The 15827-nt window shown below is 38.5% G+C and carries 12 protein-coding genes, 1 tRNA gene and 4 pseudogenes; 6 read left to right on the top strand and 11 right to left on the bottom strand.

Annotated elements, in window-relative coordinates; genetic code table 11:
* The 5 genes and pseudogenes from mreD to DYI03_RS13225 form a co-directional block, all read right to left on the bottom strand.
* Positions 1-239: rod shape-determining protein MreD (mreD, locus tag DYI03_RS13245; protein WP_172462609.1), on the bottom strand; the 239-nt coding region annotated here is incomplete at its 3' end.
* A gap of 122 nt (positions 240-361) precedes the next feature.
* Positions 362-1243: a rod shape-determining protein MreC gene (gene mreC, locus DYI03_RS13240; protein WP_004355742.1), complete on the bottom strand. Its 882-nt coding sequence runs from the start codon at positions 1241-1243 to the stop codon at positions 362-364.
* A 69-nt stretch (positions 1244-1312) separates the two neighbouring features.
* Positions 1313-2334: pseudogene (locus tag DYI03_RS13235) on the bottom strand (rod shape-determining protein).
* Positions 2335-2435: 101 nt separating this feature from the next.
* Positions 2436-3028: pseudogene (locus tag DYI03_RS13230) on the bottom strand (IMP cyclohydrolase).
* A gap of 269 nt (positions 3029-3297) precedes the next feature.
* Positions 3298-3651, bottom strand: coding sequence for a hypothetical protein (locus DYI03_RS13225; protein ID WP_021668671.1), 354 nt, complete (start codon positions 3649-3651; stop codon positions 3298-3300).
* 183 nt (positions 3652-3834) lie between these two features.
* On the opposite strand from DYI03_RS13225, the pseudogene mutY reads away from it, so the two are divergent.
* From mutY to DYI03_RS13200, 5 genes and pseudogenes are all read left to right on the top strand, one after another.
* Positions 3835-4817: pseudogene (gene mutY, locus DYI03_RS13220) on the top strand (A/G-specific adenine glycosylase).
* A gap of 594 nt (positions 4818-5411) precedes the next feature.
* Positions 5412-5843 (top strand): transposase, encoded by a 432-nt coding sequence (locus DYI03_RS13215; RefSeq protein ID WP_021668668.1) that lies wholly within the window; start codon positions 5412-5414, stop codon positions 5841-5843.
* The gene (locus DYI03_RS13210; protein WP_004355790.1) at positions 5809-6687 is read left to right on the top strand and encodes a transposase; all 879 of its coding nucleotides are present in this window, start codon (positions 5809-5811) and stop codon (positions 6685-6687) included. Before DYI03_RS13215 ends, DYI03_RS13210 begins: the two co-directional genes overlap by 35 nt.
* A gap of 234 nt (positions 6688-6921) precedes the next feature.
* A complete protein-coding gene (locus DYI03_RS13205; RefSeq protein WP_115368004.1) occupies positions 6922-8256 on the top strand; it encodes a Spi family protease inhibitor in 1335 nt (444 codons plus the stop codon).
* 4 nt (positions 8257-8260) lie between these two features.
* Positions 8261-8704: a hypothetical protein gene (locus tag DYI03_RS13200; RefSeq protein ID WP_004355755.1), complete on the top strand. Its 444-nt coding sequence runs from the start codon at positions 8261-8263 to the stop codon at positions 8702-8704.
* A gap of 96 nt (positions 8705-8800) precedes the next feature.
* Here the strand turns inward: DYI03_RS13200 and DYI03_RS13195 are convergent, their stop codons facing one another.
* Positions 8801-9895, bottom strand: coding sequence for an MFS transporter (locus DYI03_RS13195; RefSeq protein ID WP_244916371.1), 1095 nt, complete (start codon positions 9893-9895; stop codon positions 8801-8803).
* 145 nt (positions 9896-10040) lie between these two features.
* Here DYI03_RS13195 and DYI03_RS13190 point away from each other — a divergent pair, with 145 nt between their 5' ends.
* Positions 10041-11918, top strand: coding sequence for an IS1634 family transposase (locus DYI03_RS13190; RefSeq protein WP_115367866.1), 1878 nt, complete (start codon positions 10041-10043; stop codon positions 11916-11918).
* Between the two features lie 60 nt (positions 11919-11978).
* Here the strand turns inward: DYI03_RS13190 and DYI03_RS13185 are convergent.
* The 5 genes and pseudogenes from DYI03_RS13185 to DYI03_RS13595 form a co-directional block, all read right to left on the bottom strand.
* Positions 11979-12191: pseudogene (locus DYI03_RS13185) on the bottom strand (MFS transporter); the annotation flags it as partial.
* Positions 12192-12517: 326 nt separating this feature from the next.
* A tRNA-Arg gene (locus tag DYI03_RS13180) sits at positions 12518-12595 on the bottom strand.
* A gap of 62 nt (positions 12596-12657) precedes the next feature.
* Positions 12658-14325 (bottom strand): tetratricopeptide repeat protein, encoded by a 1668-nt coding sequence (locus DYI03_RS13175; protein WP_021668661.1) that lies wholly within the window; start codon positions 14323-14325, stop codon positions 12658-12660.
* Between the two features lie 18 nt (positions 14326-14343).
* Entirely contained in the window at positions 14344-15096 is a 753-nt protein-coding gene (locus DYI03_RS13600; RefSeq protein WP_174905027.1) for a DNA repair protein RecN, read from the bottom strand.
* Positions 15097-15362: 266 nt separating this feature from the next.
* A complete protein-coding gene (locus tag DYI03_RS13595; protein WP_174905025.1) occupies positions 15363-15548 on the bottom strand; it encodes a hypothetical protein in 186 nt (61 codons plus the stop codon).
* Between the last annotated feature and the right edge of the window lie 279 nt (positions 15549-15827).

Below are 15827 nucleotides of genomic sequence, written 5' to 3'. Positions count from 1 at the left end.
CGTAACACATAAGGTTGTACCGCAGCTATCAATGTTAAAGAAGCTGAAGAAACACCTGGCGTATTGGTAAAGGTATCTATCACCACACCCATGATAAAGCCTGAAAGAAGAATTGCCCAATGTGGAAAGTTCCTTCTAAATAAAAATATAAAAAAATGTAGAGTAAAGGCGTTGCAATACCAAATAAATGGATATGGTTTAGTACAAACACTTGAGCAAGTACCAATACCAAAAACCAAGCCAAACTTTTTACAAAATCTATACTCATTCTTTAATTTATATGACAGCTATTTAGAAAACTCTCTGCAAAATTTAATACACATTACTTAAATTAGCACGAAGAATTTATGTCTTTTCCATTCTAATCGGTTGTGCTAAAATCAGTGTTCAACTGCTTAATAGAATCTTTCGCAATGTCCATTACCTTCTTTTTCTCCCTAATAGAGGCATCATCAATGACACAAACATCACGTAGATTTCCAAAATCAGTAGACAACTGCACTGCTACTCGATAAGAAAGACCATCTTCGGAATTATAAACATGTTTTACTTTCCCAACTAAAACGCCTGCTGGGAAGATAGAAGAATAACCACTTGTGATAACTCTATCGCCCAATTTAAATTTTGCATGGCGCGGAATATCATCAAGATATGCCACATTTTTTGCCCCACCATTCCATCGCAAATAGCCAAAATAGTTTCGCCCTTGAATAGAACAACTAATATTTGACTTCGCATTCAACACTGGAAGCACAATAGAATAATGAGTACCAACGATATAAACAATGCCAACAACTCCATTTCCGCAAGCAACACCCATATCTTTTCTCACTCCGTCCCATGAACCTTTATCAATGGTAATGAAGTTTTCGTTCTTATCAAGTGAGTTAGAAACTACTTTTGCATGAATCAATTTAAATTCAGAAAGAAAGCGATATTGTCCTTTTTGCTTATATTGTGGGTCGAGTGTCTTCTCGTAAAGTTTCTTTGATAGCTCCTCAACCTGATGTTCTAACATTACGTTTCGCTCGGTCAATTGGCTATTAATCTTACCCATTGAGAAGTAAGATGTTACCGAAGAACTTATTTCGTAGACTTTCCCGACTAAAATATTGGCAGAGGTAAACCACACACTACCTTGATAGTTGTTAAAGCGGAATAAGAGTACCAAACTGGCAACTTCCAGCAAAACAAAAAGAAACCAATGCTTATATTTGGCAAGAAACTCAGTTAGGTTATTCATGCTTACTATTTAGATAAAACACACTGACCATCGGAATTTTCCAACACCAATAGTCAGCATTTTATCTTGTTATCTCATGAGGAATGAGAAACGGTCTACATTATCAATGCGATTCCAGCACCCTTAGCCACACTGTGCAATGGGTCTTCAGCAACGTGGAATGGTATGTTGATTTTATCAGTCAATCGCTTGTCAATACCACGCAACAACGCTCCTCCACCACTAAGGTAGATTCCGTTCTTTACAATATCAGCATACAATTCTGGAGGAGTACTCTCCAAAGCTGAAAGCACGGCATTTTCAATCTTTGCAACCGTTTTATCTAAGCAGTGTGCAATTTCTTGATAACATACAGGCACTTCCATTGGCAATGCGGTAATGCGGTTAGGACCATGTACTATATAGTCTTCTGGTGCTTCTTCGCCTAAGTCTGTCAAAGCAGAGCCGACATGAACTTTAATTCGTTCAGCCATACGTTCACTGACTTTCACATTGTGCTGACGGCTCATATACTCTTGAATATCAGCTGTTAAATCATCGCCTGCAACACGAATAGAGTTATTGCAAACAATTCCACCTAAGGAAATAACTGCAATTTCAGTACTACCACCGCCAATATCAACAATCATGTTACCTTCTGGCGCCTCAACATCAAGCCCCATACCCAAGGCTGCTGCCATAGGTTCGAAAATTAGATAAACATCACGACCATCAGCGTGCTCAGCAGAGTCGCGCACAGCACGTAATTCTACTTCCGTAGAACCTGAAGGCACTCCAATAACCATTCGCAAAGATGGTGAGAACAAGCGATTACCACTATGTACCATCTTAATAAGTCCTCGCATCATCTGCTCACAAGCGGTAAAATCGGCAATTACGCCATCGCGTAGTGGGCGAATCGTACGAATATTTGGATGTTCCTTCTCGTACATCATCTTTGCATCGGCGCCAACAGCAATCATCTTGTCTGTTCGACGGTCGAGCGCAACTACTGAAGGTTCGTCAACAACAATCTTATCATCACTGATAATAATGGTGTTAGCGGTACCTAAGTCCATTGCTATTTCTTGGATAAATGAAAAAAATCCCATTCTAAAAATTTGAATATATGAAGTAAAAATGGGTATTATCCCATTGTCTATTTATTTACTTTTTTACTATTCTTGCTGCTTTCTATACGCAACTTAATAGTTTACTTTGAAAACCATTGATGAATTGCGGTGTCATATTGACTACTTACACCAAAGGCACGTTCGGCAAACATCTTTCTATCTTCCAATTCTGATTGTGCACCTTGTGTATTGAGCAACTGAAGCAATACTGGATATTCAGCTTTGCTTGGCACAATAATAACATCATTGAAGTTCTTTGCACCAGCACGAATCAACGAAATACCACCAATATCTATCTTTTCAATTATATCAGCATCACTTGCTCCACTTGCTACGGTTTGTTCAAATGGATACAAATCAACTATAACCAAGTCGATTGACGGAATTTCATATTGTTCCATTTGTTGTTGGTCACTTTCAAAGTTGCGACGTGCTAAGATACCACAAATATTTTAGGGTGCAAGGTCTTTACTCGACCACCCAAAATTGATGGATAAGTAGTTAAGTCCTCAACCTTTTGGCATTCATAGCCTAATGATTCGATAAACTCTCGTGTACCGCCAGTGCTAAGAAACTTAACGTCTTCAGAGTGCAACTTCTTCAAAATATCGTCCAATCCATCTTTGTGGAATACGGAGATTAATGCTGTCTTAATTTTTTTTGTACCAGCCATTTGTACTTTTGTATTTCAAATTGATGTGCAAAGATACGAAAAACAACACGCTAAAACAAGAGAATAACACAAAAAAAATATAAATCAAGTAAGATTCTTGCTCGAAGTCAAGTTGAAGAGAACGCACATTATATAGGAAAATCATTGCGAATACATATCAAAGATAGACATTATTGCGTTATTCGCAAAATGTTTTAAGTCAAAACCGGACTCGTCTGACTTGTCCGACTCGTCCGACTTATCCTCCAAACGTTACCTTTCCTACCAAACTACTTCCCTATTCCAAAAGCATCTAATATACCTTGCAACTCACTGGCCCATTCTGTTACATTATCAAGAATGCCATCTTTGGCTCCTTGTGCCATGTATTTAGCACATTGCCCTTCCAATTTTCCGATTTTCATCTTCTCGCTTGCGGTATAATCGTGTTTTGCTATGTTCTTTCTAATATGTCCAAATCTATCGAAAGACTTCTTCCACTGCTCTGCGTTATAGTAACGACTATGGTCACGCAATTCATAAGAGAAGTTCTCAAGACTATTCATTGCACTTTGTTTGGTTGTGCATGAGCTTATCATAAGCACAAAAACTGCCACTAATATGGCGTAAATTGATTTTTTCATATCATTTCTATTTTTGCGTAACAGATTGGAAAATATTTTTTCTATGCAAGATTAATTTTATTCATCAGAACTTTTCGCCTCCGCATTACGCCGTTTCTACACTTCATAGGACAAAAAAAACAAATTTAGGTGAATAAACAATTTTTGAACTACTTTCTTCAAGTATTTAAGTAACTTTGCAAAATGGACTTCACAAATACTATATTACAATGGTATGCCGAAAATGGCAGAGATTTACCATGGCGTAGAACCAAAAATCCGTATGCCATTTGGTTGAGTGAGATTATCATGCAGCAAACCAGAATAGCACAAGGCACTGCTTATTGGGAACGTTTCATGAAGCGTTGGCCACGGGTAGAAGACTTAGCTAAGGCCACAGAAGACGAAGTTTTAAGGGAATGGCAAGGCTTAGGTTACTACTCACGAGCAAGAAATTTGCACAAAGCGGCAAAACAAATCGTAGAAATAGGACATTTCCCATTGATATACAACGAGTTAATAAAACTTAGTGGAATTGGCGAATATACTGCTTGCGCTATTTCATCAATAGCATTCGGAGAAGAGAAAGCGGTTGTTGACGGAAATGTTATCGGGTTCTTGCTCGTTACTTTGGTATTGACACCCCAATAGATTCTACTGAAGGGAAAAAGCTATTTAAGGCTATGGCTGAGGAATATTTAGCAAAAGATGCCCCCGCAGCCTACAATCAAGGTATTATGGACTTTGGGGCTATGCAATGTACCCCCACTTCGCCTAATTGCTTATCGTGTCCACTTGTTGAAACTTGCTTGCTATGCGACACCATAAAATAACTGAATTGCCTATAAAATCGAAAAAAATAAAACAGAAGGAACGGAAGTTCTCCTTTATATATATAAGGTGTAAAAATAAAATTGCCATTCGCAAACGGGGCAAAGGTGATATTTGGCAAGGACTTTGGGAACTCCCAACGCTGGAAATGGTAGAAAAGGAAAAAGAAAAAACTGCAACTTTTAGTTAGCAAGATAAAGCATATTCTTACACACCAAATTATTTTGGCTGATTTTTATCTCTTAGAAACCAACACACGCCCTACCCTTTCCGAGGATTTTATATGGATAAATGAAAATGAACTTAACAATTATGCTCTACCACGATTGTTGGAAGTGTTGATTGAAAAACTGTAAAATTGTAATAAAATTTTAATATTTTACCCCAAATTATTATAGCAGATTTATGGATTTTAGAACAATGGCAAATTAATGGCAAATAAGGCTATTTTCAAAACAACCTGTTTTGCGTTTCAAAACAGGTTGTTTTGAACTCCAAAACCTATTGTTTTGAAACGCAAAACAATAGTCTAAAAAAACGACTTGTAACCCTGTGATTTTCAAACAGATATAAAATTGGTCAAAAATTTCCGCTTTTGGAGTAACAAAGACAAGTTGGATGAAGAGGCGATAGATTCGAATCTTTGATAAATTCGGATTCTTCGATGTTTCCGCATAAAAGCAAATAATAGGATTTATAGAATTGATAATCAGCGTCTTTTGATTATCAGAAAGTAACTTGTGGAACGATTTGAAAACGAGCAGGTAACATTTACTTGCTTTCGACTTCCTACATTCATCTAATTTGACTATTTCGGCACAAAAATAAAAACTTATCTAGGGCCTACTAAATAAATATAAGCCACTGATATTCAACAATATATGCCTTATTTTATTTGTGTAATTCACCAAAAATGACTACTTTGGTTGTTAAAATATTAACGAAGCACAATGAAATACTACTCTCAATATCGTAGTCACGACTTGTTTGAACTCCAAGAGTCCCTCTCAGGATTGAGCAAGTTGAACCGCTGGGTCAAACTTGCAGACAACCTTCCATGGGACAGGATTGAGAAGGAATATAACAAGCACCTGAAGAACAGTCATTGCGGTGCAAGCAACAAACCGGTCCGCATGGTGGTAGGTGTCTTGATAGTGAAGCATGTGGAGAATTTGAGTGACGAGAAGACCATTCAGGCCATTCAGGAGAACCCTTACATGCAATATCTGCTCGGTCTTGACAAGTTCACGGAAAAGCCGGTATTCGTTCCCGAGTTGTTCGTCCTTGTCCGCAAGCGTCTTGACCATGATTTCTTCAACATGCTTACCTTGATGCTTGCAGAGGTGGATGGAAGCAAGCCAGGCTTTCATCTGCTTGATTAAGAAAAAGCGCAAGGGAAAGAAGCTCATAGACAAGACCAGGCTGATCCAGATACGTTGCTTGAAGGCTGATTTCCAAACGTTTCTTGATTTTCTCGGTAGACACACAAGTGACCTTCTCTCATGTTTCAGTCGGCATGACTTCAAATGCCTCAATGCAGCATTCAAGATGTTCGAGCAGCAGAAAATGATGTTCGAGCAGAATGTCCGCAGATGTGCCGACCGCATCATCAGTATCTACCAACCTCACCTCCGTCCCATCGTCAGGGGCAAGGCAAAGGCCAAGGTCGAGTTTGGGGCAAAGGTTGGTGCCAGCATCGTCAACGGCTACACTTATGTGGATCATCTCAGCTGGGACGCATACAACGAGTCGTCCGACCTCGTCACCCAGATGGAACTCTACAAAAAGCGTTTCGGCATGCTCCTGCGGGAGGTTCAGGCCGACAAACTCTACCTTGGAAAGGAGAACAGAAAGTATATCAAGGCATGCCACGTTGACTGTTACAACCATCCGCTTGGTCGGCCACCGAAAGAAGAAAACGATGAGCATGCGGAGGACAAGAGAAGGGCTGTCGGTGAGAGGAACTGGATTGAAGCCACGTTTGGAACCTCCAAGAGGATTTACCGGGCAAACAACATCCGGGCGAAACTAAACGATACGGCTGACACATGGATAGGAGCTTGCTTCTTCGCTAAAAACATAATGAAATTCCTAAGGGGACTTCTTTGTCTCTTTTTTGAAAAAACAGGGTCGAGAGACTTCAAAAAGAGTATTATCGTCAAATTCAATGGACTTGCAGGAGTTTTTTCTATACCACGAACTTGCATGGTTGACTCTGCGCCCTAACTATTGTTGTAAACAACAAATAAAAAAATGATGTAAAATATTTGTAGTTAGGAAGTAATATATTATCTTTGCAGGTAATATAAAAAACTATGATACATTAATATAATATTAAAATATGATATAAAAAATTATGTTCATAAAAAAATTAACCAAGTACTCATTACTCTGTATAATTATGAGTACAATCGTAAGTTGTCAACAAGACGAAACTATGTTGCAACAAAGTGTAAAGAAATGCAAACGTCTGAGACAAAATCATCTCCTTTCACAAGAACACCTTCTGAAGCACAAAGTGCTGTAAGAGAATTTCTTTCTAACAGTATCTCAACACGTAGTTCAAAAGACACAAGGAGTATTGAACAAGTTATAGATTTAGAAAGAAATCCCAAAACCAGAACTAATGATTTTCTGAACACATTCGCAGAAAAATTCTATGTTATTACTTTCAAGAATAAACAGGGTTATGCGATAGTGTCAAAAGACAATAGAACCTTTCCCCTTTATGCTATTTTAGACTCAGGAGAGTTTAAGGAAACCGACTTATACAATAATGAAACTTTACGCTCTCGTATAGTTGGTATGGTTAGAGGAAGCAATATGGAAATAAACGATTTTAATAATACAATAAGAGAAAGTTTACCCCAAAATACAACAAGGGGGCATAAAGGATATCCAGGTGAGAATACCGAAAATGCAATAAATAATATGCTACGAGATGGTTGGGCGATGCAAAGACAGACAGGAATTCGCCTAACAACAAATTGGACTCAACATGTAGATGGAGATAATTTTTATTTTAATGCCAATGGAGTACCGTATGCTATAGCATACTTTAATAAAGGTATAAATAATATCTCTGCTAATATCTCTATTTCTTTAAGAAGCACAGCTGGTAAGGCAACGGCTTTTGGATGCACTCCTGTTGCTTTTGGACAAGTTATGTATGCCTTAAGGAATTTTCCTGGATTTAAAGATTTAAAGTACTCAAATGGAGAAAAAGTTCTTTGGGAGAACATGGAAAATTCGGAATACTGGAGAATTGAAAGAAAGAGATTTCTTGGTTGGTTTGCTGCAAATTGTAAGCCTACTTACCTTAAGAAAGGTACAATGGTATTTAATATTAATGCTACAAAATTTTTAAGAAAAATTATTGGTGGAAATATTGAATCACGATATGACAATTGTATCGTTGGTGATGGAGACTTTGATGGGTATGGTTGGTCTGAAGACAAAAAAGTCGCAAGAGACTTTTTCAGTCATCCAAATGCCTTTGTCATAATGACAGCCTCTGCTGGTAGCCTTAATTATAATACATTCGTTATTGATGGAATGGTAGAATTTACAAAAAGAATAAAAGGCAGTGGCTTTCTTGGAACAGGCTTATTTAAAAAGTGGAGAAATGGAATAAGACATCTTTATCATGTTAATGCTGGTTGGGGTGGTCTTTCAAATGGTTATTATTTATATGTTCAAAATGTAAATGATGAATTTAAATATACAGGAAGTAATGATGCAATGGACTATCGTTCTAAAGTTGCATATTTAATTTTATGGCCAAGAAACAATTAAACGTATGAAACACATCTTAACGCTAATTTTACTCTTTTCGCTTTCCATGCTATCATCATGCGATGACATTAGTGGAGAACCTCAAGTTAATACTCCTAAACTCTTTTTCGATGCAAAGGGAGGAGAGCAATCTGTGCAAATAAAAATAAAAAAAATCTCATGGACATTTAAAGGGTTAGAAAAATATCCTTTTACACACACTAAGCATACTGAAGATTATAATGAAGATGGAACTATAAAAAAAGAGAAGATACAAATCTCTACCTTAAGTGATGGAACACAGAAAATTCACTATGATTGGATTACCTTTATTGTTTCAAAGGATAAAAGACACATTAGAGTACTCGTAGAAAAAAATGATATCAAAGAAGAAAGAGGAATATGCTTTGAGGCTTGGGGGCAGAAAATTCCTGGTGCTTCGTTTACTGTATTTCAGTCGGCAGAATAGAGTATCATGCGGTATTCCTTTACCCCATAGCAGTTTTTTACCCTAACCCTCCTCAAACGATGAGGATTGGGGCTTTTGATATGGCTTTTCGGACCTTTATATTCTACCTTTCTTCCCAAATGCTGGGTCTATCTTTAACATTGATGCAACAATGAAAGGGAAAAGACAAGAAGCCATAACAATAACAAAGAAAATATTGTAACCTACGGCATCGGCTAAAGCACCTGCAAAAAATCCAGGTAACATCATTGATAATGCCATAAAGCCTGTACAGAGTGCATAATGGCTGGTTTTATGTTCGCCCTGACTGAAATATAACATAAATAACATATAGGCACTAAAACCAAAACCATAACCAAAATTTTCAATGAAAATGGCAGCACTAACCGCAAAAATACTTTGTGGCATGACAAAACCAAGGTAAACATAAGCTATATTGGGTAAGGTTATTGCAAAAGTCATCGTCCAAAGCCATTTTTTTAATCCATCTTTGCTTGCCATTAATCCGCCTAATATACCACCTATGAGCAGTCCCACAACTCCGACAATGCCATTTGCCACACCAAAAGCCTCTAATGAAAGTCCTAATCCACCTTTTGCAACATCAGCACGCAAGAACAATGGGGCAACAGGATTAAGCAAAGCCTCTGGTAATCTGAACAAAAGCATAAAAGCAATAGCCACAATGATTTGCTTTTTACGGAAGAAACTTACGAAAGTTCCTACAAATTCGTTCAATAATTCGGTAACCGAAAGCGTTGAATGCTCGGCATCAGCATCAGGTTTAGGTAGGACATATTTATGGTAAAGGCTTAATCCTATGAACATTGCAGCTAATCCGTAGAATACTAAAGCCCACGAAAGTTGCACTTTCATATATTCTTGCAACAAGCCTGCGAGGGCAACCAAACCACCTTTTCCCACAACCATAGAAATGCGATAGAAGGTTGAACGAATGCCAACAAAGAAAGTTTGCTCGTGAGCGTCCAATCCTAACATATAAAAGCCGTCGGCTCCCACATCGTGCGTAGCACTGGAAAAAGCCAAAAGCCAAAAGAAACAAATAGTTCCTTGCAGCCAAAATGAAGTATTAATAGTAAATGCAACACCTGCAAAAGCTGCTCCAAGTAACATTTCCATAGATAAAACCCACCACCGTTTGGTACGAATTAACCCAAGTTTAACGGGCATAATTATTTTTCATAAATTTTCAGTGTGTTTTGAGGGTTTCAGGTTTGCTAAGTACTTAATAATCAGCCGTAGCGTTTTCTGAATACGGAGTAAATCTGATTTGTAGGACACCAGCATATCAATTTTTTTTTGTTACTTTGCACCTATGCACGCAAATGTACAGACACGTTTTAATCCGGCAACTGGTGAAAAGGCTCTTTATTATAGACTAAAAGAGTCATATCGTGACGTGGCTGGACACGTACATTCGCTCATTCTGCTCAATATTGGTTTTGAACCTTCTCTCACAGCCTTGCAGGTGAGAAGGATTGCTTTTGCACTTACAGAGCGTTTTAAGAACAGAGGAACTAATTCTTTATTTGGCAAGCATTTGGAGGGACTTACTGAACTGGAACAGGCTAAGGCGGATGAGTGGTGGCAGCGGATGAAAGAGGAAGGTGGAATTGATAGATTCGATAAGAAGGAACAGAAAGCAAGAAAGGAGTCTGAACGTTATATCGATCTTGCTACGGCAGAACATACTGACGCAAGGAATGTTGGTGCAGAATGGCTCTGTAAGCAGACCATTGATAAGCTGGGACTGGAAGAGTTCCTGCGTGACCAAGGATGGAGCAACCATTCTATCCACACCGCACTCTCTGCGCTCATCATCCGGACTGTGTATGCCGTGTCTGAACGTTCCTCGTATTATTATCTCAGGGATAATTCGGCTGCCGCCGAACTTTACACTAGTTCGCAAGACTGGACTCCGGGTATCAATGCCCTGTACAAGGTAACGGACAAACTCTATGAACTCAAAGAGAAGATAGAATGTCACTTGTGCAATGTAACAGATAACCTTTTTAATATAGATAACAAGCTGATGCTCTTTGACTTGACAAATTTCTACTTTGAGGGTAGTAAGCGTGAAAGCAAGAAGGCACAGTTTGGTAGGTCAAAAGAGAAGCGATCAGATTGTAAACTTCTCGTCCTGGCCCTGTGTATCAATAAGGAGGGCTTCATACGCTATTCTTCTATCCTGGAAGGTAATACGGCTGACCCTAAATCACTGCCTGATATGATAGATACGCTGGCAGACAAGAATCCTGTACAAAAAGAAAAATCGCTTATTGTGATGGATGCAGGTATTGCAACCGGAGAGAATCTAAATCTTATTAAGGCAAAGGGTTACAACTATCTCTGCGTATCTCGCACCAAGCTGAAAGATTACACGCTCAGTGAGGACCATAAGAGCGTGATGGTAAAAGACGCCCGAAAGCAAACAATAACGCTCAACAAGGTACACACCGAAGGTGAGGACTACTATCTTGAGATAACCTCTCCATCTAAGGCTATGACCGAATCGTCAATGAACAAACTTTGGCGTGAAAGGTTTGAGACAGAGCTGAAGAAGATAAATGATGGTATTGCAAAGAAAGGTGGAACGAAACTCTACGAGAAGGTTGTAGAGCGTACGGGACGAGCCATACAGAAATATCCTTCTATCGCAAGATACTATGCGATAGACTACATTAGAAACGAAGAAAAACCAAAGGAAATGCTACGTGTAGACTGGAAGCTCAAAGACCTCTCAGCCATCGAGTCCGGACACGGCGTATACTTCCTACGGACCAATGTAGAAACACTCGATGAGCGTACCACATGGGACTATTACAACCTCATACGGGAAATCGAATGTACCAACAGGCAGTTGAAGACCGACCTGAACCTCCGTCCTATATACCATCAGACCGATGACCGGAGCGATGCGCATCTTTTCTTCGGTCTGCTTGCCTACTGGGTGGTAAATACCATCCGCTGCCAGTTGAAGCGAGAAGGCGAATCCTGCTATTGGACCGAAATCGTGCGGAGGATGAGCACCCAGAAACTTGTAACCACGGAAGGTAGGAACCCGTTAGGAGACATCGTACAGATGCGACAATGCAGCAATCCCTCAAAGCAGGCAACTGCTATATATGATAAATTAAAACTGAAATATGCACCATTCAGAAAAATAAAAATTTGTAGGACACAGAGTCCATAGCCAAAACTGAAAAAGTATAATAATAGCAAGATTCTACGATGATAGGTGTTAAACTTGGGTTAAATCTAAAAACGGACTCCATAATGGTTTGATAACCCATGGAAGATAGAACCAAGAGGTGTAAAAAGTGATTTCAGCATCGGTCAATCCCATTTGCTGATAAAATACCAATGAAACTAAAGTAACGGCTGCATAAGGTAAACCTTCGGCAAAATAAAGCGTAGAAACCCACGCCCAAGGAGATATTTTCTTGTTAGAATTTTGATTTGACATACGCTTAGATGAACTATAAAATAATGCACTGATTTGCACATCGTTTGCAAAGGTAAAGAAAAAAGCTAAGATAAAAACAGAATTATAACCGAATATGAACAAATGCAAGGCTATTTGAACAAAAAAAAAGAGGAACTCCGAAAAGTTCCTCTTCTTATATCTTCAGGCGTCATGGACATTTAGTAGGCTAAAAATGCTCAATACCCGTTGCGCTTAATGCAATTATAATCTTCCATTCAGTTCCGACCCATTCTTTCCAATCCTACTATTCCGCATTGATAAATGAAAAAAGAGGAAATCATTGCTGACATCCTCTTTTCATAGCGTGGTGATTCCGTTGGGGTTCGAACCCAAGACCCACAGCTTAGAAGGCTGTTGCTCTAATCCAACTGAGCTACGGAACCCCTAAATTCGGGTGCAAAATTACTGCTTTTATTCGTTTTTACCAAATAATTGCGTATTTATTTTATTGTAATCCCTTCAAGAAGTTATCAGCTTGGGGATTACCTAATGCTTTTGCTTTCTCTATATTTGCCTTTCCTTCGTCTTTTTTATTGCTTTTACATTGTGCAATTCCAAGTATCAAATAAGCCTCAGAATATTCGGAATTTAGCTTTACTGCAGTTTGGGCAGCCAAAATAGCGTCGTCATATTTGCCTAATCGCAAGAATAAATTGCCTGTTTCTGCAAAATACATAGGTTCTTCTGGGGCAAGCTGTGTGGCAATTAAAATATCTTGCATCGCTTGTTGCCATAATTTTCCTTTTACTTCTATTTGCTCACGCATATAATAAAACGAAGCATCAAGACGCCCTCTGTTCAGAAATTCATAAACATAAAGGTCTTTCATTGCTGCACGATATTGCCCCATTTTGTCGTATTGCTGCGCACGAGCAAAGAAATAAGGTGCTGCATTTTGCACATAAGGCGTATCGCAAAGTTCAATGCTCTTGTTCAAATACCCCAATATTTCATCATCATTTCCTTTCATTTGTTCAGCACATTGTGCTAATTCCAAATAAAGTTCTGGATTCTTTATATCAGTTTTTGTTAGACTTTCAAAACCGTCTTTGGCTTGTTTGTAATCACCTTTTGCATATAAAATTTGCGCTTTAAGATGCTTATAAACATTCAATTCCTTTTCTTTTATAGCCTTTTCAACCTCATTCATAGCTTTATCTAACGTCCACCCTTGCGCACTCACCTTGTCTTTTAATGAAGGAAGTGTTATTCCTTTATAAATCAGGCGACTATAATTATAGTGGGCTTCGTCTTTGGCAGTAGCTTTTGAGATTGCTTCTGTCAAAATTTTATCGGCATTTGCAATATCACCTTTCACTATCAAATCGGTTGCAAGCATAGAATATCCATTGTTAAGCGTTGGGAATTTCTTGATAAACTCATTTAGAAGTTGTTGCTTTATCGTCTCTTTTGCTCGTGAAGACAACATCAAAGCAATGACAGCCTCATCTGAATTATCAGGCAATCCAACACAAATACCACATTGCTGCATGGTCAAATCATTTTGAGAAAGTCCTACAAGCTTAAAATCTACGGCATAGCCTGCATCGGTAGAGCTGCGCAATTCGCCCGAATTATTATAAATACCGATGACTTGTCCTTGTGCATTTACCACAGGAGCACCATTCATTTTCTCTGGTGCGGAAGTGTTAAGTACAGCATAATTATACTTATTCATAAAAGTTTCTACTTTCGAAACTACCGCTTTTTCTGGCATTCCCACTTTAGAAGGCTGAACTATCCACGCTTCAGAATTATCAGAAACACTTGACGATAGCTTTGCTGCAATTGTTTTTGCATTGACTTTGAACTTTACAATGTCGTAAATTTCATTTGCGCCTAACAACATTTCAACATCATATCTTTGTCCTTTGTTATCAATAATCACAGCCTTTTCAGCTCCTATAAATGGTTTCCAAGTACTTACACAGACACCATCGGAAGAAACAAAAACACCATTGGTCGTAGACATTATCGAACCTTCTTTATCGAAAGTTGTAAGCGTAAATGTGGCATCGGCTACCTTTTTCACAGCCGACGATTGTGCATTTACAAACAATGTGCCGCAAAAACACATGACAAAAAGCAAAGAAAATATCTTTCGTAATTTCATATTCTATTTAAGTTATAATCAATTTATTTTTAAAAGTTCGCGTGCATTCATCAATGCTGCCTCAGAAATATCAGTTCCCGAAAGCATTTGTGCTATTTCGGTTACTCGCTCTTCTTCAGAGAGTTGTCTTAGTCTACTCGTAGTACCCTTTTCTGTATCGCGTTTTTCTACCTTGTAATGCGTAGAACCCAACGCAGCAATTTGCGGAAGGTGTGTAATGGAAATGACTTGCTTGTTTTTATTGCCCATTTCTTGCATAACGAATGCCATTTGTTGTGCTACTTTGCCACTCACACCCGTATCTATTTCGTCAAAAATGATAGTTGGCAATTTCACTGCACCACTTATCATTGCCTTTAAAGCCAACATAACTCGTGCAATTTCACCGCCTGACGCCACTTGTGCTATGGGTTGCAACGGACTATTCTTATTCGCTGAGAACAAAACTTCCACTTTATCGGCACCATCACTTGCTAATGGTTTGCTGTCCATGGCTATTTGGAATTGAATATTAGGAATTCCCATTGGTACAAGCTTTTCTTTCATATCCTGCTCGATGATTTTCGCAGCTTTTTGTCTACAGTTTGTCAAAGCAATTGCCAACTCTTTACATCTTTTTTCCTTGGCTTTTACTTCCGCCTCAACTTCGTTTAAAGCTTCATCGCTATTGTCGATTGCACTCAATTTTGTCTTTAAATCATTAGCAATATCCAACAAATCGGCAATTGATTCTACATGGAATTTCTTTTCCAGATGATAGATTTTATCCAACTTCTCATAATAAAATCCAATCGTTTAGGATCGAAATCCACATCGCTTGTTGCCATTCCCACTTCTTCAGCAATGTCTTTCACCTCAATATAGGACCGCATCTAAACGCTGACTAATTTCCTCAGCCTTAGGATAAACCGCAGTGATTGAAGACAAAAAGTCGGCAGTTTTCTTTAGCTTTTTCACCACTCCCATTTCGTCTTCATTCAGTTCGTTATCAGCATCGTATAACGAAACTTTTATATCTTCGGCGTGTGAAAGTGTTTTTACTCTTGTTCCAACTCTTCCTGCTCTTCCTTTTCCAAGTTAGCATTGGCTATTTCTTCGTATTGAAAGCGCATAATTCTTCGTTTTCTGCACTTTCTTCTAACTGCTTTTTTAATTGTGCTAAGCGTTTTCGGTATTTTTATAGTCAGTGTAAGCCTCCTTATAATGCTGCAATTCTTGTTCATTTCGGGCAATAATATCAACAATATTAAGCTGAAAATCTTCTTTTTGCAACAATAAATTTTGGTGTTGCGAATGAATATCTACCAACTGGTCGCCCAATTCTCTCTCAAAGTAAGCGACACAGGCGTATCATTTATAATGCTCGCGACTTTCACTATCGTTAATTTCACGGCGCAAAATGGTTTCATCAATATCCAAATCAATGCCATTCGCCTTTAAAATCATCAAGACACCTTTCGCAAGCGTAAAAACAGCTTCAATGATACATTTTTTCTCCCCTT

Source organism: Prevotella disiens (assembly GCF_900454955.1).
Classification (GTDB): domain Bacteria; phylum Bacteroidota; class Bacteroidia; order Bacteroidales; family Bacteroidaceae; genus Prevotella; species Prevotella disiens.
Note: the sequence above shows the minus strand (reverse complement) of the source record. Positions and strands in the feature narration are given on the sequence as shown.

Coding starts and splice junctions, on each gene's coding strand:
- DYI03_RS13225 (WP_021668671.1), bottom strand. CDS start 3,651: ATGAAAAAATCAATTTACGCCATATTAGTGGCAGTTTTTGTGCTTATG.
- DYI03_RS13595 (WP_174905025.1), bottom strand. CDS start 15,548: ATGAACAAGAATTGCAGCATTATAAGGAGGCTTACACTGACTATAAAA.
- DYI03_RS13200 (WP_004355755.1), top strand. CDS start 8,261: ATGAAACACATCTTAACGCTAATTTTACTCTTTTCGCTTTCCATGCTA.
- DYI03_RS13210 (WP_004355790.1), top strand. CDS start 5,809: ATGGAAGCAAGCCAGGCTTTCATCTGCTTGATTAAGAAAAAGCGCAAG.
- DYI03_RS13175 (WP_021668661.1), bottom strand. CDS start 14,325: ATGAAATTACGAAAGATATTTTCTTTGCTTTTTGTCATGTGTTTTTGC.
- DYI03_RS13215 (WP_021668668.1), top strand. CDS start 5,412: ATGAAATACTACTCTCAATATCGTAGTCACGACTTGTTTGAACTCCAA.
- DYI03_RS13205 (WP_115368004.1), top strand. CDS start 6,922: ATGCAAACGTCTGAGACAAAATCATCTCCTTTCACAAGAACACCTTCT.
- DYI03_RS13190 (WP_115367866.1), top strand. CDS start 10,041: ATGCACGCAAATGTACAGACACGTTTTAATCCGGCAACTGGTGAAAAG.
- DYI03_RS13195 (WP_244916371.1), bottom strand. CDS start 9,895: ATGCCCGTTAAACTTGGGTTAATTCGTACCAAACGGTGGTGGGTTTTA.
- mreC (WP_004355742.1), bottom strand. CDS start 1,243: ATGAATAACCTAACTGAGTTTCTTGCCAAATATAAGCATTGGTTTCTT.